15 protein-coding genes and 1 tRNA gene are annotated in these 25,972 nt (G+C 70.0%); 4 read left to right on the top strand and 12 right to left on the bottom strand.

Features of this window, described 5'->3' with window-relative positions; all coding sequences use genetic code 11:
• Positions 1 to 137: 137 nt before the first annotated feature.
• Positions 138 to 1,004 (bottom strand): AraC family transcriptional regulator, encoded by an 867-nt coding sequence (locus tag ACZ6ZQ_RS29355; protein WP_469771530.1) that lies wholly within the window; start codon positions 1,002 to 1,004, stop codon positions 138 to 140.
• A gap of 55 nt (positions 1,005 to 1,059) precedes the next feature.
• Here ACZ6ZQ_RS29355 and ACZ6ZQ_RS29350 point away from each other — a divergent pair, with 55 nt between their 5' ends.
• From ACZ6ZQ_RS29350 to ACZ6ZQ_RS29340, 3 genes are all read left to right on the top strand, one after another.
• Positions 1,060 to 5,715 carry an ATP-dependent helicase gene (locus tag ACZ6ZQ_RS29350; protein WP_469771529.1) on the top strand — a complete coding sequence of 1,552 codons (4,656 nt, stop codon included), beginning with the start codon at positions 1,060 to 1,062 and terminating at the stop codon, positions 5,713 to 5,715.
• A 338-nt stretch (positions 5,716 to 6,053) separates the two neighbouring features.
• A complete protein-coding gene (locus ACZ6ZQ_RS29345) occupies positions 6,054 to 6,845 on the top strand; it encodes an Fpg/Nei family DNA glycosylase (protein ID WP_469771528.1) in 792 nt (263 codons plus the stop codon).
• 104 nt (positions 6,846 to 6,949) lie between these two features.
• On the top strand, positions 6,950 to 7,726 hold the full coding sequence (locus ACZ6ZQ_RS29340; protein WP_469771527.1) for an SDR family NAD(P)-dependent oxidoreductase: 777 nt from the start codon (positions 6,950 to 6,952) through the stop codon (positions 7,724 to 7,726).
• Here the strand turns inward: ACZ6ZQ_RS29340 and ACZ6ZQ_RS29335 are convergent.
• The 10 genes from ACZ6ZQ_RS29335 to ACZ6ZQ_RS29290 form a co-directional block, all read right to left on the bottom strand.
• Positions 7,674 to 7,928, bottom strand: coding sequence for a hypothetical protein (locus ACZ6ZQ_RS29335; RefSeq protein ID WP_469771526.1), 255 nt, complete (start codon positions 7,926 to 7,928; stop codon positions 7,674 to 7,676). The two genes, ACZ6ZQ_RS29340 and ACZ6ZQ_RS29335, sit on opposite strands and share 53 nt — an antisense overlap.
• A 205-nt stretch (positions 7,929 to 8,133) precedes the next feature.
• Positions 8,134 to 8,604 (bottom strand): Dps family protein, encoded by a 471-nt coding sequence (locus tag ACZ6ZQ_RS29330; RefSeq protein ID WP_469771525.1) that lies wholly within the window; start codon positions 8,602 to 8,604, stop codon positions 8,134 to 8,136.
• 148 nt (positions 8,605 to 8,752) lie between these two features.
• Complete coding sequence (locus ACZ6ZQ_RS29325; RefSeq protein WP_469771524.1) at positions 8,753 to 9,133, bottom strand: helix-turn-helix domain-containing protein; 381 nt, start codon at positions 9,131 to 9,133, stop codon at positions 8,753 to 8,755.
• Positions 9,134 to 9,242: 109 nt separating this feature from the next.
• Positions 9,243 to 9,752 carry a CinA family protein gene (locus tag ACZ6ZQ_RS29320; RefSeq protein ID WP_469771523.1) on the bottom strand — a complete coding sequence of 170 codons (510 nt, stop codon included), beginning with the start codon at positions 9,750 to 9,752 and terminating at the stop codon, positions 9,243 to 9,245.
• On the bottom strand, positions 9,749 to 10,426 hold the full coding sequence (pgsA, locus tag ACZ6ZQ_RS29315) for a CDP-diacylglycerol--glycerol-3-phosphate 3-phosphatidyltransferase (RefSeq protein ID WP_469771522.1): 678 nt from the start codon (positions 10,424 to 10,426) through the stop codon (positions 9,749 to 9,751). Before pgsA ends, ACZ6ZQ_RS29320 begins: the two co-directional genes overlap by 4 nt.
• Positions 10,423 to 11,928: a 30S ribosomal protein S12 methylthiotransferase RimO gene (rimO, locus tag ACZ6ZQ_RS29310; protein ID WP_469771521.1), complete on the bottom strand. Its 1,506-nt coding sequence runs from the start codon at positions 11,926 to 11,928 to the stop codon at positions 10,423 to 10,425. Before rimO ends, pgsA begins: the two co-directional genes overlap by 4 nt.
• 75 nt (positions 11,929 to 12,003) lie before the next feature.
• The gene (locus tag ACZ6ZQ_RS29305) at positions 12,004 to 12,825 is read right to left on the bottom strand and encodes a helix-turn-helix domain-containing protein (protein WP_469771520.1); all 822 of its coding nucleotides are present in this window, start codon (positions 12,823 to 12,825) and stop codon (positions 12,004 to 12,006) included.
• A gap of 189 nt (positions 12,826 to 13,014) precedes the next feature.
• A complete protein-coding gene (locus ACZ6ZQ_RS29300) occupies positions 13,015 to 15,777 on the bottom strand; it encodes a DNA translocase FtsK (protein WP_469771519.1) in 2,763 nt (920 codons plus the stop codon).
• A 160-nt stretch (positions 15,778 to 15,937) separates the two neighbouring features.
• The gene (locus ACZ6ZQ_RS29295) at positions 15,938 to 16,618 is read right to left on the bottom strand and encodes a response regulator (protein ID WP_453665720.1); all 681 of its coding nucleotides are present in this window, start codon (positions 16,616 to 16,618) and stop codon (positions 15,938 to 15,940) included.
• 306 nt (positions 16,619 to 16,924) lie between these two features.
• On the bottom strand, positions 16,925 to 22,411 hold the full coding sequence (locus tag ACZ6ZQ_RS29290) for a HAMP domain-containing protein (protein ID WP_469771518.1): 5,487 nt from the start codon (positions 22,409 to 22,411) through the stop codon (positions 16,925 to 16,927).
• Between the two features lie 267 nt (positions 22,412 to 22,678).
• On the opposite strand from ACZ6ZQ_RS29290, the gene ACZ6ZQ_RS29285 reads away from it, so the two are divergent.
• Positions 22,679 to 25,333 (top strand): SpoIIE family protein phosphatase, encoded by a 2,655-nt coding sequence (locus tag ACZ6ZQ_RS29285; protein ID WP_469771517.1) that lies wholly within the window; start codon positions 22,679 to 22,681, stop codon positions 25,331 to 25,333.
• A gap of 58 nt (positions 25,334 to 25,391) precedes the next feature.
• On the opposite strand, the gene ACZ6ZQ_RS29280 is transcribed toward ACZ6ZQ_RS29285, so the two are convergent.
• A tRNA-Thr gene (locus tag ACZ6ZQ_RS29280) sits at positions 25,392 to 25,464 on the bottom strand.
• Positions 25,465 to 25,972 lie beyond the last annotated feature (508 nt).

Genomic DNA, 25,972 nt, shown 5'->3' with positions numbered 1-25,972 from the left:
CTGTCTGTTCTGCCACGACCCGGACGCTACGTGGCCGGCCCGTTCCCGGTCTTGTACGTTATTGCGCTCACGCGAAGTCGCCGTACCCGTTTCGCGTCAGCATCCGTTGCTGTCGGCCAGGCGCGAAGGAGCATGCTTCAGCGCCCTCCGCCGACCGCGCGGCCCCGTCGGCCCTGCGCCCCGCCGCCCGTGCGGCCCTTCTGGTACGCGCCCGGCGGCACACCCACGATCCGGGTGAAGTGCCGGTTGAGATGCGGTTGATCGGTGAAGCCGACCGCGACGGCCGCCTGCGCCGGTGCGACGCCCACGTCGAGCAGCCGGCGGGCTCGGCGGACCCGTGCGTCGGTGAGCCAGGTGTGCGGAGGCATTCCGTAGCTGTCGCGGAAGGCCCGCAGCAGCGCGAACGGGCTGGTGCCGAGCTCGGCGGCCAGGTCCTGGAGCGCGGGCGGATCGTCCATCCGCTCCTCCAGCAGCGCACGAGCGCGTGCCGCGCTGCGCGCGCCTGCGGTGCGCGGCTTGCGCGGGGGCATGGCGCTGCCGTAATTGCGCAGCATTCGAGCGACCATGATCCGCAGCATGCTGTCGGCGGTCAGTGCGTCGCCCTCCTCGGCGGCGCGGTGGACCTCACGGATGAGCCGGGCCGCCTGGTGGTCCTCCACATCGGTCTCGGCGAATCCCGCGGTTCCGCGGATCGTCGTGGTCTCCGCGGCGATCTCGGCGACCACCTGTGCCGATGGGTACAGCGTCCAGTACACCCAGCCCTCGGGCACGCCGGCCCTGGCCGTGTGCGGGACCTCCGGGTTGATCATGACGACCGTGCCGGGTCCGGCGTGCACGACCCCGCCGGGCAGCCCGACGTCCTCGATTCCGCCGGTGATCGTGCCGAAGACGTACCCCTCGTGGCTGTGGCGGGGAAAGGTGTGGCGGATGTAGCGGGCCCTGAGCAGATCGATGCCAGGCAGCCGTTCGTGCTGCCAGTAACGTGCCCACTCACCCTCGGCCATGGGCACATTCTCGCAGGTCCGGGCGATTGTCAGTGGGGCGGTGCACGATGGGGGCATGTCCAGGACCGCGCTCGATTCCTTCTCCCCCGCGACCCGCGGCTGGTTCACGGGGGCGTTCAGCGCGCCCACCGCTGCCCAGGAAGGGGCCTGGCAGGCCATCGGGCAGGGGGCGGACGTGCTGGTCGTGGCGCCGACCGGCTCGGGCAAGACCCTCGCCGCGTTCCTGGCCGCCCTCGACCGGCTCGCCTCCGCCCCGCCGCCCGCGGATGCGAGGAAGCGCTGCCGAGTGCTGTACGTGTCCCCGCTGAAGGCGCTCGCGGTCGATGTCGAGCGCAATCTGCGCAGCCCGCTGACCGGTATCCGCCAGGAGTCCGTGCGGCTGGGGCTGCCCGAGCCCGAGGTGCGGGTCGGGATCCGCTCCGGTGACACTCCGGCCGCCGAGCGGCGGGCGCTGGCGACCCGCCCGCCGGACATTCTGATCACCACGCCCGAGTCGCTGTTCCTGATGCTGACGTCCTCCACGCGCGAGGCGCTGACCGGTGTCGAGACGGTGATCCTGGACGAGGTCCACGCGGTCGCGGGGACCAAGAGGGGCGCGCACCTCGCCCTGTCCCTGGAGCGGCTGGACGAGCTGCTGCCGCGCCCCGCCCGCCGGATCGGTCTGTCCGCGACCGTCCGGCCGGTGGACGAGGTGGCGCGCTATCTGTCACCGCAGCGCAAGGTGGAGATCGTCCAGCCGCCGTCCGGCAAGGAGTTCGACCTCTCCGTCGTCGTCCCGGTCGAGGATCTGGGCGAGCTGGGCGGCTCCCCCGCCGCCGAGGCCGACGGCGGCGGCTCCGGCGAGAAGCCGTCGATCTGGCCGCATGTCGAGGAGCGGATCGCGGACCTGGTGCAGGCGCACCGCTCGACGATCGTCTTCGCCAACTCCCGCCGCCTCGCCGAGCGTCTGTGCAACCGGCTGAACGAGATCGCGTACGAACGGGCCATGGGCACGGTGTTTGATGCGCGCGACTCCGCCGCGCCCCTGCCGGAAGGCGCTCCCCCTGCCGAGATCATGGCCCAGTCCGGCGCCGCACAGGGTGCCCCGGCGCTGCTCGCCCGCGCGCACCACGGCTCGGTCTCCAAGGAGCAGCGCGCGCTCGTCGAGGAGGACCTGAAGGCGGGCCGGCTGCCGGCGGTCGTCGCCACGTCCAGTCTGGAGCTGGGCATCGACATGGGCGCGGTCGATCTGGTGGTGCAGGTCGAGTCGCCGCCGTCCGTCGCATCCGGACTGCAGCGCGTCGGCCGCGCGGGACACCAGGTCGGCGCGGTCTCCACGGGCGTGGTCTTCCCCAAGTACCGGGGGGATCTGGTGCAGGCCGCCGTGGTCACCGAGCGGATGCGCACCGGCTCCATCGAGTCCCTGCGCATCCCCGCCAATCCTCTGGACGTGCTGGCCCAGCAGCTCGTCGCCATGGTCGCCCTCGACACGTGGCAGGTGGACGATCTGCTCGCCGTCGTGCGCCGCGCCGCCCCCTTCGCCTCGCTCCCCGAGTCGGCGTTCACGGCCGTGCTCGACATGCTCGCGGGGCGCTATCCGTCCGACGCCTTCGCGGAGTTGCGCCCGCGCGTGGTGTGGGACCGGGTCGCCGGGACGGTCACGGGGCGTCCCGGCGCCCAGCGACTCGCGGTCACCTCGGGCGGCACCATCCCGGACCGCGGACTGTTCGGCGTCTTCCTGGCGGGGGCGGACCCGAAGAAAGGCGGCGGCCGGGTCGGCGAGCTCGACGAGGAGATGGTGTACGAGTCCCGCGTCGGCGACGTCTTCACGCTCGGCACCACCTCCTGGCGGATCGAGGACATCACGCGCGACCGGGTGCTGGTCTCCCCCGCTCCCGGAGTGCCAGGCCGGCTCCCGTTCTGGAAGGGCGACCAGCTGGGGCGGCCGCTCGAACTGGGCCGCGCGGTGGGCGCGTTCCTCCGGGAGATCGGCTCGCTCTCCGACGAGGACGCGCGACTGCGGCTGATGACCGCCGGGCTCGACGCCTGGGCCGCCGGCAATGTGCTGGCGTATCTGGACGAGCAGCGCCGCGCCTGCGGCCATGTCCCCGACGACCGCACGATCCTCGTCGAGCGGTTCCGTGACGAGCTGGGTGACTGGCGGGTCGTGGTGCACTCCCCGTTCGGTGCCCAGGTGCATGCCCCGTGGGCGCTCGCGCTCGGCGCCCGCCTCGCCGAGCGGTACGGCATGGACGCGCAGGTCATGCACGCCGACGACGGCATCGTGCTGCGGCTGCCCGACGCCGACCTGATGGGCCTGGACCTGCTCGACCAGGACCCGGTGCACCTCGACACGACCTACGACAGCGAGCAGGCTCCCGTCGGCGCCACGGACACCCTCTTCGACAAGGGTGAGATCGGCCAGATCGTCACCGACCAGGTGGGTGGTTCCGCGCTGTTCGCGTCCCGGTTCCGTGAGTGCGCGGCGCGTGCCCTGCTGCTGCCGCGCCGGAACCCCGGCAAGCGCACCCCGCTCTGGCAGCAGCGTCAGCGCGCGGCGCAGCTGCTGCAGGTGGCGAGCGAGTTCGGCTCGTTCCCGATCGTGCTGGAGGCCGTGCGGGAGTGCCTCCAGGACGTCTTCGACGTCCCCGGGCTCACGGAACTGATGGGCGACATCGAGTCCCGCCGCGTCCGCCTGGTCGAGGTCACCACCCCGGAGCCGTCCCCGTTCGCCCGTTCCCTCCTCTTCGGCTATGTGGCGCAGTTCCTCTACGAGGGGGACTCGCCGCTCGCCGAACGGCGCGCCGCGGCCCTCTCCCTGGACTCCCGGCTGCTCGCCGAGCTGCTCGGCCAGGCCGAGCTCCGCGAGCTGCTCGACGCGGACGTGCTGACCGAGCTGGAGCAGGAACTGCAGTGGCTCACGGACGACCGCAAGGTCAAGGACGCGGAGGGCGTCGCCGATCTGCTGAGGGTGCTGGGGCCGCTCACCGGCGCCGAGCTGGCCGAGCGGGGCGCCGATCCGCGCTGGCCCGAGGAGCTGGTCGCGTCCCGGCGCGCCATCCGGGTCCGTATCGCCGGAGCCGACCACTGGGCGGCGGTCGAGGACGCCGGACGGCTGCGGGACGCACTGGGCACGGCGCTTCCGGTGGGCGTCCCCGAGGCGTTCACAGAGCCCGTCAAGGACCCGCTGGGCGATCTGCTGGCCCGCTTCGCCCGTACCCACGGGCCGTTCACCTCGTCCCGAGCTGCCGCCCGGTTCGGCCTGGGCGCCGCCGTCACGGACGGCGCACTGCAGCGCCTGGCGGCGAACGGGCGGGTGGTTCAAGGTGAGTTCCACCCCTCGGGCATCGGTCAGGAATGGTGCGATGCGGCCGTGCTGAGGCGACTGCGGCGGCGCTCGCTCGCCGCGCTCCGCCAGGAGCTGGAGCCGGTTCCGCCGGCCGCGCTCGCCACCTTCCTCCCCCAGTGGCAGCATCTGGGGAACAACAGCCTGCGCGGTATCGACGGACTGGCCCGCGCCATCGAGCAGTTGCAGGGCGCTCCGGTGCCTGCCTCCGCGCTGGAGAAGCTGATCCTCCCCTCCCGTGTCACGGGGTACTCACCCACCCTGCTCGACGAACTGACCACGACCGGCGAGGTGGTGTGGGCCGGAGCAGGCGCGCTGCCCGGCAAGGACGGCTGGATCTCCCTCTATCTCGCGGACGCGGCCCCGCTGCTGCTCCCGCAGCCGCACCCACTGGAGGTGTCCGCCCTCCACGAATCGGTGCTCACCACTCTCTCCGGCGGATACGGCCTGTTCTTCCGGCAGATCGCCGACCAGATCCGCGCCACCACCCACCCCGACGTCACCGATCCCCAACTGGCTGATGCCCTCTGGGATCTGGCCTGGTCCGGGCGGCTCACCAACGACACGCTGGCACCACTGCGCTCGCTCCTCGGCTCGGGCCGTACCGCCGGCTCCACGGCGCACCGCGCCAAACGCACGATCCCGCGCGGGCGGTACGGCTCGCTGACCGCCGCCGCGCGCCCGGCGTCCCGCACCGGACCGCCGACCGTCTCCGGGCGCTGGTCCCTGCTCCCCGCCCTGGAGCCGGACCCCACACACCGCGCCCATGCCCTGGCCCGGACCCTGCTGGACCGTCATGGCGTGGTGACCCGGGGCGCGGTCGCCGCCGAAGGGGTCGAGGGAGGCTTCTCGGCGACATACCGCATCCTGTCCGCGTTCGAGGACAGCGGGCAGGCCCGGCGCGGCTATGTCGTCGAGGGCCTCGGGGCGGCCCAGTTCGCGATGGACGGTGCGGTGGACCGGCTGCGTGCGGCGGCGACCGCCCGCGACCGCGCCGAGGCGCACACAGCTCCCCGCGCCGTGGTCCTGGCAGCGGCCGACCCGGCGAACGCGTACGGGGCGGCTCTCTCCTGGCCCGAGCCGCCGACCGGCGCGGGCCACAAGCCCGGCCGCAAGGCGGGCTCCTTGGTCGTCCTCGTCGACGGCGAGCTCACCCTCTACATGGAGCGTGGCGGCAAGACCCTGCTGTCCTGGCCGACCGAGCCGGACGCCCCGGTGCTCCGGGCCGCGGCCGAGGCTCTCGCCGCGGCTGCCCGCGCGGGCACGCTCGGCACGGTCACGGTCGAGCGCATCAACGGGGCCACGGCCCTGACCTCTCCCCTGTCCCGCCCGCTGGAGGAATCCGGCTTCCACGCCACCCCGAGGGGCCTGCGCCTGCGCCCCTGACCACGAGGCCGTGTCTTTCGGATCTTGCCGGGCTCGCGTGCCCTGGCACGCACTCCCCCAGAGCTTCGCCTGGGGGGACCCCCCAGCCGCGTTGTCGTCAGGCGCCAATGTCCCCCGTAGCCCTTCGGGCACGGGAGGTGCCCCCCGCAGTGGCTCCCTCCTCCGCCTTGCATCTGCACGCACAGACCCCGCTCCCTGATCCGGCCTGATCCAAAAGACAGGCCCTGGCCCGGGCCCCGGGCCCCGCGCCCCGGTCGCGGGTCCCGCGCGTGCGCGCGAAGGCGCCGCGCGTGCGGGCAAGGGCGACGCCCGTGCGCCCCTGCCGCATCATGGGTGCCATGCCCGAAGGAGACACCGTCTGGCTGACCGCCCGGAGGCTGCACGACGCCCTGGCCGGGCGGACGCTCACGCGCTCCGACCTGCGGGTCCCGCGGTTCGCCACCGCTGATCTCACGGGCCGGGAGGTCCTTGACGTCACTCCGCGCGGCAAACACCTGCTCACCCGCGTCGAGGGCGGCCTCACCATCCACTCGCATCTGCGGATGGACGGCTCCTGGCAGGTGTACGAGCCGGGCGAGCGCTGGCGCGGCGGCCCGAGCCACCAGATCCGGGCGATCCTCGGCAATACGGAGCGTGTCGCCGTCGGGTACCGCCTCCCGGTGCTGGAGCTGCTCCGCACCCAGGACGAGGAGAAGGTGGTCGGGCATCTCGGACCCGATCTGCTGGGTCCCGACTGGGACCCCGGCACCGCGCTGAGCAATCTGCTCGCCGACCCGGCCCGGGCGCTCGGTGAAGCCCTGCTCGACCAGCGCAATCTGGCCGGCATCGGCAACGTCTACAAGTCGGAGCTGGCCTTCATGGCCCGGGTCACGCCATGGCTCCCGATCGGCGAACTTCCCTCCGGCGTTCCCGAGCGGCTGGTCTCGACGGCCCATCGCCTCCTCGAGGTGAACAAGGACCGTTTCGACCGCCGGACCACACCCACCGCGGGCCGTACCGAACAGCGCCTTTTCGTGTACGGCCGCGAGGGCCGCCCCTGTCTGCGCTGCGGCACTCTGATCCGCAGGGCGGGCCAGGACGACCGCGTCACCTACTGGTGCCCGGGCTGTCAGTCCGGCCCGGGCGGCTGAAGGCGCTGCGGCCGGCCACGCGGGCTGAACGCCCACGCCCCGCTGCGAACCCGCCGCTCGACGCTAGTTGACGACCCGTCAGATCCAGTCGTACGGTCACCGGCATGCCCCTCACCGCGTACGACCTCACCGGCCGCACCGCGTTCGTCACGGGCGCGGCGAGCGGCATCGGCCGCGCCACCGCCGTTCTCCTCGCCCAGGCGGGCGCCACCGTCCACTGCGCGGACGTGGTCGAGAAAGGCCTCCACGAGACCCGGACCCTGGTCGCCGACGGCGGCGGCACGGCCCACACCCATCTCGTCGACGTGAGCGACCGTGACCGGCTCCACGCGGCCGTCGCGGCGGCCGTCACCGCATCCGGCCCGCTGCACATCATGGCCGCGGTCGCCGGGATCATGCATTCCAGCACCGTCCTCGAGACACGCGACGAGGACCTCGACCGGGTCCTCGCCGTCAACTTCAAGGGCGTGCTGTACGCCTGCCAAGCCGCGGCCCGCTCCATGATCGACGCGGGCGTACGGGGCTCGATCATCACCATGGCCTCCGGCGCGGTCGACGCCGCGAACCCGGGCCTGCTCTGCTACAGCGTGGCCAAGGCCGCAGTCGTCCAGCTCACCAAGACCCTGGCCGCCGAGCTGGGCCCGTATGCCGTCCGGGTCAACGCGGTCGCCCCGGGCTGGATCCGTACGCCCATGACCGACCGTCATGACGCGGTGTTGCAACAGAAGGCGGAGGCCGCCATGGTCCGGCTGTCACCGCTCGGGCGGGTCGGCGAGCCCGCGGACATCGCACACGCGGTCCTCCATCTCGCCTCCGACGCGTCGTCCTTCACGACGGGTCAGATCCTCCGCCCGAACGGCGGCGTCGCCATGCCGTGGTAGCCGTGGTCGTTCCCCCGGCCGCACCGGCATCCCCGGCTCGCGACGCCACATGCACCGGCAACAGGCTGAGCCCCCACCCGCCTGCCGCCACTGCCCCCTCGACGAGTCCCGCATGCTCCGGCACCAGCGCCAGCCGCAGAACGGCCCACCACCACATCGCGCCCAGTGCGAGCACCGGCAGCAGGACCCATCGCCTTACCATGGCCGCCTCCTCCGGTCGACGCTAGACCGGACCGATCACTCGGCGGGAGGGCGCACCGGGTGCACACCAGGCGCGCCCGCAGCGTATGTGCCTGACGCCCCAGGGGTTCATGCACCGGGCCATGCGCCCGCGCACGCCGCAGGCAACGCCGGCCGGCCCAGCCGTCGGAGGAGCCTCCGGCCCACCTTCGGCCATGCTCACCGCGCTACACGCTCTCCGCCTGGAACATCCAGGCATGCTTCTCCAGGTCGGCCGTGAGCCCGATCAGGATGTCCTGGCTCACCGGGTCCGGTTCCGCCGTGGCCTCGATCCGTTCACGCATCCTCGCAATCACCGAGCCCAGCGCCTTCACCAACGTGCTCACCACGTCGGAGTCCTGGATCCAGCCGTCCGGCACCTTGCCGATGCCGCTTGTCGAGGCGACCGTCGCGGCCCGGCCGTCGGGCGTGACACCGATCGCGGCAGCACGTTCGGCCACGGTGTCCGAGTGCTGTCTGGCCGTGGCGACGACATCGTCCAGCTGGAGGTGCACCGAACGGAAGCGTGGCCCGACGACGTTCCAGTGGACCTGCTTGGCCACCAGCGCCAGGTCGACCAGGTCCACCAGTGCACCCTGAAGGGCCTCACCCGTGATCTTGCGTTCCTGCTCGGAGAGCGGGCTCTTCACCACAGACATCGCGACCTCCGTTCCCGTGACACCGTTTCGATGGCACCGCTGCGATGACACCGCTCTCCACCATGGCACATATGCCGCAAAACGGTCAGGCGGGAGAAAAGCGAAGCCCCGGCCGGGTAGCTGTCCGGCCGGGGCTCACACGTGGAGATCAAGCGGCGACGACATCCACCGCTTCTGCGGGCGCCTTGATCGTCACCCGTTCCGTCGGCACGCCCGCCACCGACGTCACGGACACCGAACTGAGCGGACGCACCGGTGCGGACAGCGGCTCGCTCGCCGCTGCCGACTCGGCCAGTTCGGCCAGCGACAGCTCGTCGCTCACTTCACGCATGAGCTCGGACATCCGTACGTCAAGCGCGTCGCAGATCGCGGAGAGCAGCTCGGAGGAAGCCTCCTTCTGCCCCCGCTCCACCTCGGAGAGATAGCCGAGAGAAACTCGGGCGGACGAGGAGACTTCGCGCAGAGTACGGCCCTGACGCTGGCGCTGCCGACGCAGCACGTCACCCAGCAGGCGACGGAGCAGAATCATCGGTGGCTCCCTCCTCGGACCGTGTAGCCGCATCCTTCACGCCCCACCGTACCGCCTCGCGCTGCGGCCGTGCGGGGAGCGATGTCGTGTTCACTCAGGGCTGCAAACATCAATTCCCCCCGTTCTGTTCCGTATCCTGTGCCCGCCCATTCCCCGAAAGTTCCCCGGCGAGCAGTTCCAGCACGCTCCGTACACTCTCTCTACGGATTTCCGCACGGTCGCCGTTCAATCGCAGCGTGTGCACTTTCTGTGCGCCGTCCGGGCCTGCGACCGCCACGAAGACCGTTCCCACGGGCCGCCCGTCCTGCGCCTCGGGCCCCGCGACTCCGGTGGTCGCGATCCCCCAGCCGGCACCCAGCCGGGCCCGCACACCGGCCGCCATCTGCGCGGCCACCTCGGAATCGACCGCACCGCGCTCGGCCAGAAGGGCCCCGTCGACGCCCAGAAGATCCTGCTTCACGGCCGTTGCGTACGCCGTCACGGAGCCGCGGAAGGACTTCGAGGCCCCGGGTACGGAGGTCAGCTCCGCGGCCACCAGACCGCCCGTGAGCGACTCCGCGACGGCCAGGGTCTCGCCACGCTCCGCAAGCAGCGCGAGCACCCCGGCCGCGACGCTCATCGTGCGGACTCCGCGGTGTCCCGCGCAGCTGCGCGCTCGGCAGCGAGCCCCTTACGTCGCAGGACCACCGCCTGTCGCACGTAATCCAGGCCGGTGACCACGGTCAGCACGACCGCGACCGCCATCACCCACCAGCGCAGGGTCGCCAGCGGACCGGTCAGCACGAGGACGTACATCCCGACCGCCGTGCCCTGGGCGAGGGTCTTCATCTTGCCGCCACGGCTGGCCGGGATCACCCCGTGCCGGATCACCCAGAAGCGCATCAGCGTGATCCCCAGCTCACGGAAGAGGATCACCCCTGTCACCCACCAGGGCAGATCGCCGAGCGCTGAGAGACAGATCAGACCGGCCGCCATGATCGCCTTGTCCGCGATCGGGTCCGCGATCTTCCCGAAGTCCGTGACCAGGTTGTACTGGCGCGCCAGATGGCCGTCGAAGATGTCGGTGATCATGGCGACGGCGAACGCCGCCCACGCCCAGGCACGCCAGACGGGGTCGTGGCCGCCGTCCTGGAGGAGCAGGATCACGAACCCGGGGACCAGCACCAGGCGCACCATGGTGAGGATGTTCGCGATGTTCCACAGGCTGGCCTGGTTGACGGCCGCAGCGCCCAGCTTGCCGCCGGGCGCCGGCTTGCCGGTACCGCCCGCAGCGGATGCCGGGACTCCGGTCATCTGCCTGCCTCCTCACGACACTCGGAGACGACGTCGGCCACCAGGTCGACACCCTCCGTTCCCACGACCTTGGCTTCGACGATACGTCCGGGCGCCAGGCCCTCGGGGGCGGTGAAGATCACCTGGCCGTCGGTCTCGGGCGCCTGGTGGGCGGCGCGGCCCAGCGCCCCGTCCTCGTCGTCCACGCTCTCGACCAGCACGTGCAGGGTCTCGCCGATCCGCTCCTCCGCGCGCTGTGCGGTGAGCTCCTCGGCGAGCCGGGACAGATGCGCGAGACGCTCGTCGATGACGTCCTGGTCGAGCTTGAGGTCGTATCCCGCGGCCTCGGTGCCGTCCTCGTCGGAGTAGCCGAAGACTCCGATGGCATCAAGCCGCGCCTCCGTGAGGAAGCGCTCCAGCTCGTTGAAGTCCGCCTCGGTCTCCCCCGGGAAGCCGACGATGAAGTTGGACCGCACGCCCGCCTGCGGAGCCTTGGAGCGGATCGTCTCCAGCAGCTCCAGGAAACGCTCGGTGTCCCCGAAGCGCCGCATCGCGCGCAGCACGGCGGGCGCACTGTGCTGGAACGACAGGTCGAAGTACGGGGCGACCTTCTCCGTAGACGTCAGCACGTCGATGAGGCCAGGACGCATCTCGGCGGGCTGCAGATAGCTGACCCGGACCCGCTCGATTCCGTCGACCGACGCGAGCTCCGGCAGCAGGGTCTCCAGCAGCCGGATGTCGCCGAGGTCCTTGCCGTACGAGGTGTTGTTCTCGGAGACCAGCATGATCTCCTTGACGCCCTGCTCGGCGAGCCAGCGCGTCTCGCCCAGGACATCGCTCGGGCGGCGGGAGACGAAGGAGCCGCGGAAGGACGGGATCGCGCAGAACGAGCAGCGCCGGTCGCAGCCTGAGGCGAGCTTCACCGAGGCGACCGGGCTGGTGTCCAGTCTGCGGCGCAGCGGCGCGCGCGGACCGGAGGCGGGCGCGAGACCGTCGGGGAGGTCGGCCGGGACGTTCTCGGGGGCCTGAGCAGGGGCCGGGACCGGCGCCTGGGCGTGCCCGGGCAGAGCCACGTCCGTGAGCGAGTCCTGCCGCTGCGAAGGGCTGATGGGCAGCAGCTTGCGCCGGTCGCGCGGAGTGTGCGAGGCGTGGATTCCGCCGCTCAGGATGGTCTGGAGCCGGTCGGAGATGTCGGCGTAGTCGTCGAAGCCGAGCACGCCGTCCGCCTCGGGCAGGGCGTCCGCGAGCTCTTTGCCGTACCGCTCGGCCATGCAGCCCACGGCGACGACGGCCTGGGTCTTCCCGTGATCCTTGAGATCGTTGGCTTCGAGCAGCGCGTCGACGGAGTCCTTCTTGGCGGCTTCGACGAATCCGCAGGTGTTGACGACCGCGACATCCGCATCGGCGGCTTCCTCGACGAGCTCCCAGCCGTCCGCTGCCAAGCGGCCTGCGAGCTCCTCCGAGTCCACCTCGTTACGGGCGCAGCCAAGAGTGACAAGGGCGACGGTACGGCGTTCGGGCATGGACTCAAGACTACTTTGTCCTGGCCCACGCCCGATCCGCGAGGTTAACAGTCGGGGACCACCGGTCCCCGGGGGTCAGCCGGCCTCGGGGTCACCCTTCGAGTAGGACAGCCGTTCGACCTGCCCGGTCTCGAACTGATCCGCCACCTTCTTGCCGTTCACGAACAGATCGATCGCGCCGGCATTGCCCAGGATCAGGTCCAGCCGCTCGTCGTCCTGGAAGGTCTTGGACTCGCCCGCGAGCAGCAGTCCGTCGAAGAGCAGCTTGCCGTTGGCGGACTTGGCGGAGATCCAGCTCTTGTCGTCGACGGCGGACAGCTTCACCGTCACCTTGTCCTGCGGTACGGCGGCGATGGCGCTCTCGGAGGGGTCCGGCTTGGGATCGGCCGGCTTGGCCGGGGCCGGCTTCTTGGTGGGCTTCTCGGGCGTCGGGCCCTCGGCGACCTGCTTGGTGCCGTTGCCGTCGTCTCCGCCGTTGAAGAGCGTGAAGCCGGCGAATCCGATGACGGCGACGATCGCCGCGACCATCGCGGCGGTCCAGTTCGGGCGCCTGGGCTCGGGGCGGATACGTTCCGCCTCGAAGAGGGGGGCTGCGGGCGTGGGCGAGGGCCTGCCGCCGTGCTCCGCGTCGTACTGCGCGATGAACGGAGCCGGATCCAGTCCTACGGCACGTGCGAGCGTCCTGATGTGCCCGCGCGCGTACACATCACCACCGCAGCGGGAGAAGTCGTCCTGCTCGATCGCCTGCACGATGGGGACGCGCACGCGGGTGGAGGTACTGACCTCTTCCATGGTCAGACCTGCGTCGGTACGAGCCTGCTGGAGTGAACGACCGATCGAAGGCCGGTCGTCCTCGATCGAAGGCCGGTCGTCTTCGGGGGAGTTGCCGATGGACACGGGGGCGCCTTTCGAGCGTGTAGCCACCTGCTGGAGGTTCAGTCTAGGGGTGGTACGAAAGGGTGGGGCAACCGGGCGGATGCCGTTTGTACGCCATCAGAATGGAAGGACAGCGTGAGGATGGGACATGGTGCTGTCCCTCCCTCCAACTTGACGTACGACCAAGGGAAACGGTTGCCTCATTTTCCCCTACGAGTGAGACTCCCCGCGGATCACCGCGAGCACTCCATCCAGCTCATCAGGTTTCACCAGGACGTCGCGCGCCTTTGAGCCCTCGCTGGGGCCCACGATGTTCCGGGACTCCATGAGGTCCATCAGCCGACCGGCCTTCGCGAAGCCGACGCGCAGCTTCCGCTGGAGCATGGACGTCGACCCGAACTGGGTGGAAACCACCAGCTCGGCGGCCTGACAGAGCAGATCGAGATCGTCGCCGATGTCCTCGTCGATCTCCTTCTTCTGCTTCGTCCCGACCACCACGTCGTCCCGGAAGACGGGGGCCATCTGGTCCTTGCAGTGCTGGACGACGGCCGCGACCTCCTCCTCGGTGACGAAGGCGCCTTGCATACGGGTCGGCTTGTTCGCACCCATTGGGAGGAACAGACCGTCACCCTTTCCGATCAACTTTTCGGCACCGGGCTGGTCGAGGATGACCCGGCTGTCGGCGAGCGACGAGGTCGCGAAGGCGAGCCGCGAGGGCACATTCGCCTTGATCAGACCCGTGACGACATCGACAGAGGGCCGCTGGGTGGCCAGTACCAGATGGATACCGGCCGCGCGCGCCAGCTGGGTGATGCGGACGATGGCGTCCTCGACGTCCCGCGGGGCGACCATCATCAGGTCCGCGAGCTCGTCGACTATGACCAGCAGGTACGGATACGGCTGCAGGTCACGCTCGCTGCCTTCGGGCAGTTTGACCTTGCCGTTCCGGATGGCCTGGTTGAAGTCGTCGATGTGCCGGTACCCGAATGCCGCGAGGTCGTCGTAGCGCAGATCCATCTCGCGGACGACCCACTGCAGCGCCTCGGCGGCCCGCTTCGGGTTGGTGATGATGGGCGTGATCAGGTGCGGGATGCCCTCGTACGCGGTGAGCTCGACCCGCTTGGGGTCGACGAGGACCATCCGGACGTCCTCCGGGGTCGCTCTTATCATCACCGAGGTGATCAGGCAGTTGATGCACGAGGACTTTCCCGATCCGGTGGCACCGGCGACCAGGACGTGCGGCATCTTCGCGAGATTGGCCATCACATAGCCGCCCTCGACGTCCTTGCCGAGCGCGACCAGCATCGGGTGGTCGTCCCCCGCCGCGTCGGCCAGGCGCAGCACATCGCCGAGGTTGACCATCTCGCGGTCGGAATTGGGGATCTCGATGCCGACGGCGGACTTGCCGGGGATCGGCGAGATGATCCGGACATCCGGACTGGCGACGGCGTACGCGATGTTCTTGGTCAGCGCGGTGATCCGCTCGACCTTCACGGCCGGTCCCAGTTCCACCTCGTAGCGGGTGACCGTCGGGCCGCGGGTGAAGCCGGTGACCGCGGCGTCGACCTTGAACTCCGCGAAGACGTTCGTCAGCGACGCGACGATCGCGTCGTTCGCGGCGCTGCGGGTCTTGCCCGGACCGCCGCGCTCCAGCAGATCCAGCGACGGGAGCGCGTACGTGATGTCGCCGGACAGCTGGAGCTGCTCGGCGCGCGGCGGGAGGGGCTGGGACTCCTCGGGTGCGGGTTTGGTCAGGTCCGGTACGGCGCCGCCGGAAGCGGCGGGCATCGGCTGCTCGCTCCTGGCGCCCGGTACGGGTCCGACGGCGCGCTCCCGGTCGGCGGTGACGTCCCGGGTCAGGTCGGCGACGATCGGCGAGGGCGGCATCCCGTTGAGCACGGCCCCGTCCAGGGCAGCGGCGGCGGCCGCGGCCACGTCGACCGCGTCCATGGGCCGGTCCGGGACGGGCTGCGCCGAGGGCCGCGGCCGCCGGCGCCGGGAGAGCGCCGCCTCCTCTGCTTGCTCCGCGTCGTAAACCTCGTCCGAGGACGGGCCGCGCCGGCGCGAGCGCCGGACGGGCTGCGCCTCCCGCCACTCGTCGTCGTACCGGCCCTCGTCCTCGTCGTCGTTCTCGTCTTCGTCGACTTCGTACGGAGCGTCGGCGAGCCCCAGCCGGACGCCGAGCTGTCGCAGCCGCTGCGGGATCGCGTTGACCGGGGTGGCGGTGACGACGAGCAGGCCGAAGACGGTGAGCAACAGCAGCAGCGGTACGGCGAGGACCTCACCCATGGCGAAGATCAGCGGCTTGGACGCGGCCCAGCCGATCAGTCCGCCCGCGTCCTGCATCGCCTCCGAGCCCTCGTCACGCCCCGGCGAACCACAGGCGATGTGGACCTGACCGAGCACGCCGATGACCAACGCCGAGAGCCCGATGACGATACGGCCGTTGGCCTCGGGCTTCTCGGGGTAGAGGATCAGCCGTACGGCGATCGCGGCGAGCAGTATCGGCACGAGCAGATCGAGCCGGCCGAACGCTCCGGTGACGAGCATCTCGACGAGATCGCCGACCGGGCCGCGCAGATTGGACCAGGTGCCGGCGGCGACGATCAACGCGAGGGCGAGCAGCAGCAGCGCGAGCCCGTCCTTGCGGTGCGCCGGGTCGAGCCCCTTGGCACCCCGTCCTATACCCCGGAACATCGCTCCGACTGCGTGCGCGACACCCAGCCAGAGGGCGCGCGCAAGCCGGTACACGCCCCCGGTGGGACTGGGGGCGGGTTTCGGAGCGGCCTTCTTCGCAGCCGTCTTCTTCGCCGGCGCCTTCTTGGCGGGCGCGGTCTTCTTGGTGGCGGTCTTCTTGGCCGCGGGCTTCTTGGCAGGCGCCGCTTTCTTCGCAGCGCCAGTCGTACGGCCGGCGCGCGGCTTCGCGGTGCCCGCCGTGCCCTGGGAACCCTTGCCGGACGTACGTGAGGCCATGGTGGTGAGGTTACCGGTGTGAACGGCGGCGGACACGTGTGCCCACCGCTTCACCCGTTCGTGTCGTTCGTACCGTGACCGGAAACTGACGTTTACTCAGCCGAGGGGCCCTCTCCGGGCCGCCAGTGCCGCGACAGGGCAGCGCTTGTCGGGAGGGGCACTAGTTCTGCGAGGGGAGAGTCGCCGTACCCGTGCCCGCACCGGGCTCCAGGGCGTCCAGCGCCCTGCGCAGACCCGTGAGTTTGCGTTCGAGATGGGCGGCGGTGGCGACGGCTGCCGCATCCGCCGAATCGTCGTCGAGCTGCTTGGAGAGTGCTTCCGCCTGCTCCTCAACTGCAGCGAGACGCGCGGAGAGTTCGGCGAGCAGGCCCGCCGGCTCCTTGGTGTCGCCCGTGCCGTGCCCGCTGCCCTCCAGCTGCAGGCGGAGCAGGGCTGCCTGCTCGCGCAGCTGGCAGTTCTTCATGTAGAGCTCGACGAAGACGGAGACCTTCGCGCGCAGGACCCACGGGTCGAACGGCTTGGAGATGTAGTCCACCGCGCCCGCGGCGTAACCGCGGAAGGTGTGGTGCGGACCGTGGTTGATCGCGGTCAGGAAGATGATCGGAATGTCCCGGGTCCGTTCCCGCCGCTTGATGTGCGCAGCGGTCTCGAAACCGTCCATTCCTGGCATCTGGACGTCCAGCAGAATGACCGCAAAGTCGTCCGTCAGCAGCGCTTTGAGCGCTTCCTCCCCTGACGATGCCCGCACCAGCGTCTGATCGAGCGCAGAGAGGATGGCCTCCAGCGCCAGCAGATTCTCCGGCCGGTCATCGACCAGGAGGATCTTGGCCTTCTGCACCATGCCTCGCCCTCCTCGCCCCGGCTTGGGGTCTCCCCAGCTCGAAGAGCCGGGGGAAGCACCGGGCGCCGCCCCAGGGGACGACTCCCTTGCGTCGCCCGTCCTTGTGCCGGTCATGGTAGCCGCACCCCGCCCGTCGCCACACCCTGTCACCGCGATGTCACTGTGCACGTACCAGAAACGCGGTGGGAGACCAGAAGGTTCCCCGGATATCGGCCCCTCACACGCCTTCGGCCACAGCCAGTCAGCAACTTACGAGAATCCGCACAGTCCGCAATCAGACTGTGATGCACACGCGACCAACCATCGTCACTTTCCGCGCATCCACTGCTCCATGACGGAGAGCAGATGATCAGGGTCGACCGGCTTGGTGACATAGTCGGACGCGCCCGATTCGATCGCCTTCTCCCGGTCGCCCTTCATCGCCTTCGCGGTGAGCGCGATGATCGGCAGCCCGGCGAACTGCGGCATCCTGCGAATCGCCGTCGTCGTCGCATAGCCGTCCATCTCGGGCATCATGATGTCCATCAGTACGACCGTCACATCGTCGTGCTGCTCGAGGACTTCGATGCCCTCGCGCCCGTTCTCCGCGTACAGCACCGACAGACCGTGCTGCTCCAGCACACTGGTGAGCGCGAAGACGTTACGGATGTCGTCGTCGACGATGAGCACCTTCTCGCTGTGGAACTCGAAGGTGCGGCGGGGCTCGTGGGAGGCCTCCTGCGGAAGCTGCGCCCCCCAGGGCTCCGGTGCCGCGGAGGGCTGGCCGGGCAGCGCGTGGCGCAGGTCGGTGGTTCCCAGGGCCTTGCGGCGGCGCCGGAAGAGCGTCGCGGGACCGGGGTGCGCGTCGGCACTCGGCGTCGGCTCCGGCGGGGACTGCTGACCCGCCTCGACAGCCGCAGTGTCGTCGAGCACGGCCATCGGCGCCTCGGAGCCCGGCACGAGCTGCGGGTAGCCCTGCGGCGGCAGTTCGCTCGGGTGAAGGGGCAGATAGAGCGTGAACGTCGAACCGCGGCCCGGCTCGCTCGCCGCATGGATCTCGCCACCGAGCAGCCGCGCGATCTCCCGGCTGATGGACAGGCCCAGGCCGGTACCGCCGTACTTGCGGCTGGTCGTGCCGTCGGCCTGCTTGAACGCCTCGAAGATGACCCGCATCTTGCTCGCCGCGATCCCGATGCCGGTGTCGGTGACCGAGAAGGCGATCAGGTCGCCGTCCGCGTCGCGCAGCGAGCCCGCCTCCAGCAGCTGCTCGCGGATCGACTGCGGCACATCCGCGTTCGCCGGCCTGATGACCAGCTCCACCGCACCGGTGTCGGTGAACTTCACAGCGTTCGACAGCAGATTGCGCAGCACCTGAAGCAGCCGCTGCTCGTCCGTGTGCAGGGTGGCCGGCAGCTCCGGCGAGACCCGCACCGAGAAGTCGAGCCCCTTCTCCGCCGTGAGGGGCCGGAACGTCGCCTCCACATAGTCGACGAGCTGGACGAGCGCGATACGGGTCGGGCTGACGTCCATCTTGCCCGCCTCGACCTTCGACAGATCGAGGATGTCGTTGATGAGCTGCAGCAGATCGGAGCCGGCGCCGTGGATCGTCTCGGCGAACTCCACCTGCTTCGGCGTCAGATTGCTGTCGGCGTTGTCGGCGAGCAGCTTGGCGAGGATCAGCAGCGAGTTGAGCGGTGTACGCAGCTCGTGCGACATGTTCGCCAGGAACTCGGACTTGTAGCGCATGGAGACCGCGAGCTGTTCGGCCCGCTCCTCCAGCACCTGCCGGGCCTCCTCGATCTCGGTGTTCTTCACCTCGATGTCGCGGTTCTGCTGAGCGAGAAGCTCTGCCTTGTCCTCCAGTTCGGCGTTGGAGGACTGCAGCGCCTTCTGCCGGTTCTCCAGCTCCTCGGAGCGCTCACGCAGCTGCTCGGTCAGCTCCTGCGACTGCTTCAGCAGCACCTCGGTCTTGGTGTTGACGCTGATGGTGTTGACGCTCGTCGCGATCATCTCGGCGATCTGGTTGAGGAAGTCCCGCTGGATCTGGGTGAACGGCTGGAACGACGCCAGCTCGATCACGCCGAGGACCTTCCCCTCGAACAGCACCGGCAGCACGATCACGTACGCGGGCGAGGCCTCACCGAGCCCCGAGGAGATCTTCAGATACCCCGGCGGCACATTGACCTGGATCGTCCGCTTCTCCTCGGCCGCCGTCCCGATCAGGGTCTCCCCCGGCCGGAAGGACATCGGCATCGATCCGGCCGAGTAGCCGTAACTGCCGCGCATCACCAGCTCGTACGAGCCCTCGCCGCCCGAGCCGAGCTCTCCGCCCCCGCCCGTCGGCATCGCCAGGAAGAACGCGCCGTGCTGCGCCGAGACCACCGGCGTCAGCTCGCTCATGATCAGCGAGGCGACGTCGTCCAGGTCGCGCCTGCCCTGCATCAGACCGGAGATACGGGCCAGGTTGCCCTTCAGCCAGTCCTGCTCCTCGTTGGCGAGCGTGGTGTCGCGCAGGTTCGCGATCATCGTGTTGATGTTGTCCTGGAGGACCTGGATCTCGCCCGCGGCGTCCACGTCGATCTTCAGGTTGAGGTCGCCACGGGTCACCGCCGTGGCGACGGCCGCGATCGCCCGCACCTGACGGGTCAGGTTCCCGGCCATCTCGTTCACGGACTCCGTCAGGTCCCGCCACGTACCGTCGACGTCCCGTACGCGCGCCTGGCCTCCCAGCATGCCGTCCGTGCCCACCTCACGGGCCACACGCGTGACCTCCTCGGCGAACGAGGACAGCTGGTCGACCATCGTGTTGATGGTGTTCTTCAGCTCCTGGATCTCACCACGGGCGTCGATGTCGATCTTCTTGGTGAGATCGCCCTTGGCGATAGCGGTGGTGACCGTGGCGATCTGGCGCACCTGACCGGTCAGATTGGACGCCATCGAGTTCACGGACTCGGTGAGGTCCTTCCACGTACCGGACACGCCCGGGACACGCGCCTGGCCGCCCAGCTCGCCTTCCGTACCCACCTCACGGGCCACACGCGTGACCTCGTCCGCGAACGACGACAGCGTCGTCACCATCGTGTTGACGGTGTCGGCCAGCTCGGCGACCTCGCCGCGCGCCTCGACCGTCACCTTCTTCGTCAGATCGCCGTGGGCGACCGCGGACGACACCCGGGAGATGTTCCGCACCTGGCTGGTCAGGTTGGCGGCCATCGTGTTGACGTTGTCGCTCAGGTCCTTCCAGATACCCGTGGCGCCACGCACCCGCGCCTGGCCGCCGAGAATGCCTTCCGTACCCACCTCACGGGCGACTCGCGTCACCTCGTCCGCGAAGTTGGACAGCTGGTCGACCATCGTGTTGACGGTCGTCACCAGCTCCAGGATCTCGCCCTTGGCATCGACGGTGATCTTCTTCGACAGATCGCCCTTGGCGACCGCCGTCGTCACCTCGGCGATGTTGCGCACCTGCGAGGTCAGGTTGTTCGCCATGAAGTTGACGGACTGGGTGAGGTCCTTCCAGGTACCGGAGACGCCCTGCACCTCGGCCTGGCCGCCGAGGATGCCCTCGGTGCCCACCTCACGGGCCACCCGGGTCACCTGCTCCGCGAAGTTCGAGAGCTGGTCGACCATCGTGTTGAGGGTGTTCTTCAGCTCCAGGATCTCGCCACGCGCGTCCACATCGATCTTCTGCGACAGATCACCACGAGCCACCGCCGTGGCGACCTGGGCGATGTTGCGGACCTGGGCGGTCAGGTTCCCGGCCATGCCGTTCACGGAGTCCGTCAGATCGCGCCACACACCGGCGACGCCCGGCACCTGCGCCTGGCCGCCCAGACGCCCGTCCGTACCCACCTCACGGGCCACCCGGGTCACCTGCTCGGCGAACGCCGACAGTTGGTCGACCATCGTGTTGATGGTGTTCTTCAGCTCCAGGATCTCGCCACGCGCGTCCACATCGATCTTCTGCGACAGATCGCCACGGGCCACCGCCGTGGTGACCTGAGCGATCTGCCGCACCTGTGACGTCAGGTTCCCCGCCATGAAGTTGACGGAGTCGGTGAGTTCCTTCCAGGTACCGGATACGCCGTCGACCCGCGCCTGGCCGCCGAGCCGGCCCTCCGTACCCACGTCCCGCGCCATCCGCGTCACCTGGTCGGCGAACGACGACAGCTGCGCCACCATCGTGTTGACGGTGTTCTTCAACTCCAGCATCTCGCCGGCCACGTCGACGGTGACCTTCTGCGACAGATCACCGTTGGCGACTGCCGTCGTCACCTGCGCGATGTCCCGCACCTGGCCGGTGAGGTTACGGAACGCCGTATTCACCGAGTCCGTGAGGTCCTTCCACGTCCCGGCCGCACCCGGCACCTCGGCCTGACCGCCCAGCCGGCCCTCGACGCCGACCTCCCGGGCCACCCGGGTCACTTCGGAACCGAACGACTGCAGCTGGTCCACCATCGTGTTGACGGTGTTCTTCAACTCCAGCATCTCGCCCGCGACATCGACGGTGACCTTCTGCGACAGATCACCGTTGGCGACCGCCGTCGTCACCTGCGCGATGTCCCGCACCTGCGTCGTGAGGTTGCGGAAGACGGTGTTGACCGAGTCGGTCAGGTCCTTCCACGTCCCGGCCGCACCCGGCACCTGCGCCTGACCGCCGAGCAGACCCTCCGCGCCGACCTCGCTCGCCACCCGGGTCACTTCGTCCGCGAAGGTACGCAGCGTCTCCGTCATCTGGTTGATGGTCTCGGCGAGCTGCGCCACCTCACCGCGCGCGCTGACCGTGACCTTCTGCGACAGATCACCGTTGGCGACCGCCGTCGTGACCTCCGCGATGCCCCGTACCTGCGAGGTCAGATTGCCCGCCATCGTGTTGACGGAGTCGGTGAGGTCCTTCCACACACCGGCGACGCCCGGCACGGCCGCCTGCCCGCCGAGCTCGCCCTCCGTGCCCACCTCACGCGCGACCCGGGTCACCTCGGAGGAGAACGAGGACAGCTGATCCACCATCGTGTTGACGGTGTTCTTCAGCTGGAGCATCTCGCCGGCCACATGGACAGTGACCTTCCGGGACAGATCACCCTTGGCGACCGCCGTCGTAACGAGAGCAATGTCACGCACCTGAGCCGTCAGCCGGTACGCCATGGTGTTCACCGAATCCGTGAGATCCTTCCACGAACCGGACATACCTCGCACCTGCGCCTGGCCGCCGAGTTTGCCCTCGGTGCCGACCTCCAGTGCGACCCTCGTCACTTCGTCGGTGAACGCCGACAGCTGGTCGACCAGATTGTTGACCGTACGCGCGACCTTCAGGAACTCGCCACGCAGCGGACGCACCGCGCCATCGCCCTCGGCCGCGTGCGACCGGAGCTCCATGCGCTGCTCCAGATCACCCTCCGCGACCGCCGACAGCACTCTGCCGACCTCGGACACCGGCCGGGCCAGATCGTCCACCAGCGCGTTCGACGCGTCGATCGCGGCGGCCCAGGAGCCCTCACAGGGCCCGGGCTCCAGCCGCTCCGTGAGCTTTCCCTCACGGCCGACCACACGGCGCACCCGCGCCAGCTCACCGGTGAGATGAAGATTGCGGTCGGCGACCTCGTTGAAGACGGCCGCGATCTCCGTCATCACGCCGTCACCCGAGACGGTCAGCCGTTTGCGGAAGTTCCCGTCCCGCATCGAGACGAGAGCCACCAGCAGCCGGTTCAGAGCCGCGGTGTCCACCTCCGTCGTCCCCCCGCGGGGCTGATTCCTCCGGGACTGACCGCCTTGTGCGCGCGTGCCAGTGCCCCGCGCTGTTGCACCAGACTCCACCGTGTCCCTCCCGCAGGGGTTGACCATCATGCTCGGGCTGTCTCTGGAAGCTTGCCCAGTGTTTCACCGCAGCCGAACCAGGCCATAACAGTTCGACAGCTTCGCTTAGCGTCCCCGCCCTCGGAAGGCGGAAACGGCGGTGACCGGCATCCGCTCGGACAGCGAAGGTAAGTAACCTGGCATCCGGCTGTCCAACCGCCCCGGTCGCCCGGCGGGGGCGTGTGGCGCGAGGACTACCACCGGGCACCGGGAGGGGCGGCACCGACCATGGCAGAGCCGGGCGTCGAGACGCGTACGAGGAGTTCTGTGATCACCGCGCGGGCGGCTGCCAGCTTCGACCCCGTCGGACGGTCGGTGGCAACCGCCCGGGCCTTCGTCCGGGACACACTCCAGGGCTGGGGATACTCCGACGTCGTCGATGACGCCGTGGTCCTCACCAGCGAGCTCGTCACCAATGCGGTGATCCACGCCGGCACCGCCGCCGACGTGCTCTGCCTGCGGACCGATGAAGGCGTACGGGTCGAGGTCGCCGACCGCTATCCCGAGCGCGAGATCCCCATCCAGGGCGGCGGCAGGACCCACGCCCACCCCGACCGCGAGAACGGCCGGGGGCTGCTGCTCTGCGCGGCACTCGCCACCCGCTGGGGTGTCGAGTACACACCGACCCACAAGCAGGTCTGGTTCCAGCTCGATCTGCCGCAGCGCATGGTGGGCACCCGCTCGGCCGGCCCGGTCCTCCCCACCGACCTCCTGCCGGTCGCCGACGAGCGCGTACGCGTCGCTGTCGCCCAGATCGACCGCAACGGCGCAATCACCTCCTGGAACGACGACGCCGAGCACCTCTTCGGTTACGTCGCGGACCAGGTTCTCGGCAAGCCCCTCGGCGACTTCGCCGCCTGGCCGCACACCCCCGGCATCGGCACCGGTATCGCCGAGGCCCTCCAACTGTCCCGCTGGGAAGGCAGCTACGGCGTCCGCGGCACCGACGGCCGCGTCATCCCCGTCTACGCCTCCCATCTGCGCGTCCGCGACACCCACGGCGAGGCCTCCACTGTCTGCCTCCTCGTCCGCGACTACGAGCGCGCGGTACTCCAGACCCCCGTCCGCGTCCCCGCGACGGACGGCTCCGGACCCGAGAACCGCAATGCGGACCCCTTCGAGGTCTTCATCGGTTCTCCCGCCCCCGACGACCTCGACGGTCTGCTCCAGCGCACGGTCGAGCGCGCCCGCGACATGCTCGACGGCGACTCCGCCTTCCTGCTCCTGGCCACCGACGACGAGACGGAGCTGGAGGTACGGGCCACCACCGGGCTGCCCTCCGCACGGCAGCGTTTCGCCCGCGTCCCGGTCGAGGCCGGCACCGGCCGGTACGGCTCCGCCCGTATGCCCGCCGTCCACGAGGACCTCACCGCCGTTCCCGGCGCCGTCCCGCTGCTCGGCGGCACCGGCATGCGCTCCGTCGTCACCGTCCCGCTCAAGGTCGAGGGCCGCCTCACCGGCTCCCTCGGCGTCGCGGCGGAAGCCTCGGGCCGGTACTCCAACGAGGAAGCGCTGCGCCTGCAGTTCGCCGCCGACCGCATCGCGCTCGCCGTCGAATCGGCCCGCCTCGGCGAGCTGGAACGGCTCCGCCGCGGCTCACTCAGCTTCCTCGTCGAAGCCTCCGACCTGCTGGCGGGCACACTGGACCGCGACCAGACCCTGGCCCTGATGGCACAGATGACCGTCCCCACCCTCGCCACCTGGTGCGCGGTCTACACGATCGCCGACCAGGCCTCCGAGCCGTACCTCTCGTACGTCCTGCACGAGGACGAGGAGCGCATCGACGGCCTGAAGGCCCTGCTCTCCAGGATCCAGCCGCCGGACCCGGTCCCCACCCCCGGCGCACGCGTCTGGACCGCACCCGCCGACGCCGCCCACCAGGCCGCCCTGCGCACCTCCATGCGCGAACTGGGTCTCGGCGCCACCCACTTGGCCTCCGGCATCGGTACGACCCTGGCCACGGCCTCCGCGGTCGGCGGCGAGACAGTGGTCCTTCCGCTGGTCGCCCGTAACCGCGTCATCGGCATGCTCACCCTCGGCAAGCCCTCCGACGACCACTTCCGCCAGGAGATCCTGGAACTCGCGGAGGACCTCTCCCGCCGAGCGGCTCTCGCGCTCGACAACGCCCGCCTCTACTCCGAGCGCACGGCCATCAGTCAGTCGCTCCAGCGCAGCCTCCTGCCGCCCGGCCTCCCCCAGGTCCCGGGCGTCGAGGTCGAGGTCATCTACCGCGCCGCGGGCGAAGGCAACGAGGTCGGCGGTGACTTCTACGACCTCTTCCCGATCCGCGACGGGGCGTACGGCTTCGCCATCGGCGACGTCTGCGGTACGGGTCCGGAGGCGGCCGCCGTCACCGGCCTGGCCCGCCACGCCCTGCGTCTGCTGGCCCGCGAGGGCTTCGGCGGCCCCGCGGTCCTGGAACGGCTGAACGCGGCGATCCTCGACGAGGGCGCCCGCAGTCGCTTCCTCACCCTGCTGTACGGCGAGTTGTGGCCCCAGGAGGACGGCTCCGCACTCCTGAAGGTCGTGTGCGCCGGCCATCCGCTCCCCCTGCGCCTGCGCCAGGACGGCTCCGTCGAACCGGCGGCCGAGCCACAGCCCCTGCTCGGCGTGATGGAGGACCTGGAGCTGTACGAGCAGACCGTCACCCTCGACCCGGGCGACGTCCTGCTCTGCGTGACCGATGGCGTCACCGAACGCCGCGAGGGCACCCGCATGCTCGGCGACGACGGCCTCATCGACGTTCTGACGACCTGTACGGGCCTGACGGCCGGCGCGGTCGCCGCGCGCATCCTCCGCGCGGTCGAGCGGTTCGCCGCCGAGCCCGCCTCGGACGACATGGCCATCCTCGCCATGCGCGTCCCGGAGCCCCACACGGGCTGAGCCGGATCCGGACATGAAGAAGGCCCCCGCCGTGAGGCGGGGGCCTTCTTCCGTTCGGAGCCCCCAAACGGAATCGAACCGTTGACCTTCTCCTTACCATGGAGACGCTCTGCCGACTGAGCTATAGGGGCCTGTTGCGCTTTCGTGGTCTCCCGCGCGGCAACGGAATAGATCATACCCCGAACTCGTGTGTGCTCAGAACCATCCATTCCTCTGGACCGCCCATCGAGCCGCTGCCACCATGCGCCAATGCGGATACGCCTCTTACAGATCGCCGCTCTGGCCCTGTTGTTCCCCTGTGGCCGGCTGCAGCGCGAACACGGACGACGACAGCGCTGGAAGGCAGAAGTCCCGGAAGCCTTCGGCAACGCAGCCGGCAAGAGCTCCCGGGCACGCTGGCCGCGATCGCCCCGGTCAGCGGCGGCGGGGCCACAACTGGCCGGGCAGCAAGGACCAGACGATGGGCGACCCGGTGACGGGCGTCAACGCGACCGATCTCATCTGGGAGTTCTTCGAGGCACACCCGAAGACGTCGTCCTGAACACAAAAATGCCTCAACCCCCGGACGATGTCCGGGGGTTGAGGCTAAAGATTGTTCGGCGGCGTCCTACTCTCCCACAGGGTCCCCCCTGCAGTACC

It is taken from the genome of Streptomyces sp. NPDC053673 (assembly GCF_055585225.1).
Note: the sequence above shows the minus strand (reverse complement) of the source record. Positions and strands in the feature narration are given on the sequence as shown.

Bases quoted from the DNA above. Each gene is read 5' to 3' on its own strand.
- ACZ6ZQ_RS29345 (WP_469771528.1), top strand. From the start codon at position 6,054: ATGCCCGAAGGAGACACCGTCTGGCTGACCGCCCGGAGGCTGCACGAC.
- ACZ6ZQ_RS29335 (WP_469771526.1), bottom strand. From the start codon at position 7,928: ATGGTAAGGCGATGGGTCCTGCTGCCGGTGCTCGCACTGGGCGCGATG.
- ACZ6ZQ_RS29295 (WP_453665720.1), bottom strand. From the start codon at position 16,618: ATGGTGCAGAAGGCCAAGATCCTCCTGGTCGATGACCGGCCGGAGAAT.
- ACZ6ZQ_RS29355 (WP_469771530.1), bottom strand. From the start codon at position 1,004: ATGGCCGAGGGTGAGTGGGCACGTTACTGGCAGCACGAACGGCTGCCT.
- ACZ6ZQ_RS29330 (WP_469771525.1), bottom strand. From the start codon at position 8,604: ATGTCTGTGGTGAAGAGCCCGCTCTCCGAGCAGGAACGCAAGATCACG.
- ACZ6ZQ_RS29285 (WP_469771517.1), top strand. From the start codon at position 22,679: ATGGCAGAGCCGGGCGTCGAGACGCGTACGAGGAGTTCTGTGATCACC.
- rimO (WP_469771521.1), bottom strand. From the start codon at position 11,928: ATGCCCGAACGCCGTACCGTCGCCCTTGTCACTCTTGGCTGCGCCCGT.
- ACZ6ZQ_RS29350 (WP_469771529.1), top strand. From the start codon at position 1,060: ATGTCCAGGACCGCGCTCGATTCCTTCTCCCCCGCGACCCGCGGCTGG.
- ACZ6ZQ_RS29340 (WP_469771527.1), top strand. From the start codon at position 6,950: ATGCCCCTCACCGCGTACGACCTCACCGGCCGCACCGCGTTCGTCACG.
- ACZ6ZQ_RS29320 (WP_469771523.1), bottom strand. From the start codon at position 9,752: ATGAGCGTCGCGGCCGGGGTGCTCGCGCTGCTTGCGGAGCGTGGCGAG.
- ACZ6ZQ_RS29300 (WP_469771519.1), bottom strand. From the start codon at position 15,777: ATGGCCTCACGTACGTCCGGCAAGGGTTCCCAGGGCACGGCGGGCACC.
- ACZ6ZQ_RS29325 (WP_469771524.1), bottom strand. From the start codon at position 9,133: ATGATTCTGCTCCGTCGCCTGCTGGGTGACGTGCTGCGTCGGCAGCGC.
- pgsA (WP_469771522.1), bottom strand. From the start codon at position 10,426: ATGACCGGAGTCCCGGCATCCGCTGCGGGCGGTACCGGCAAGCCGGCG.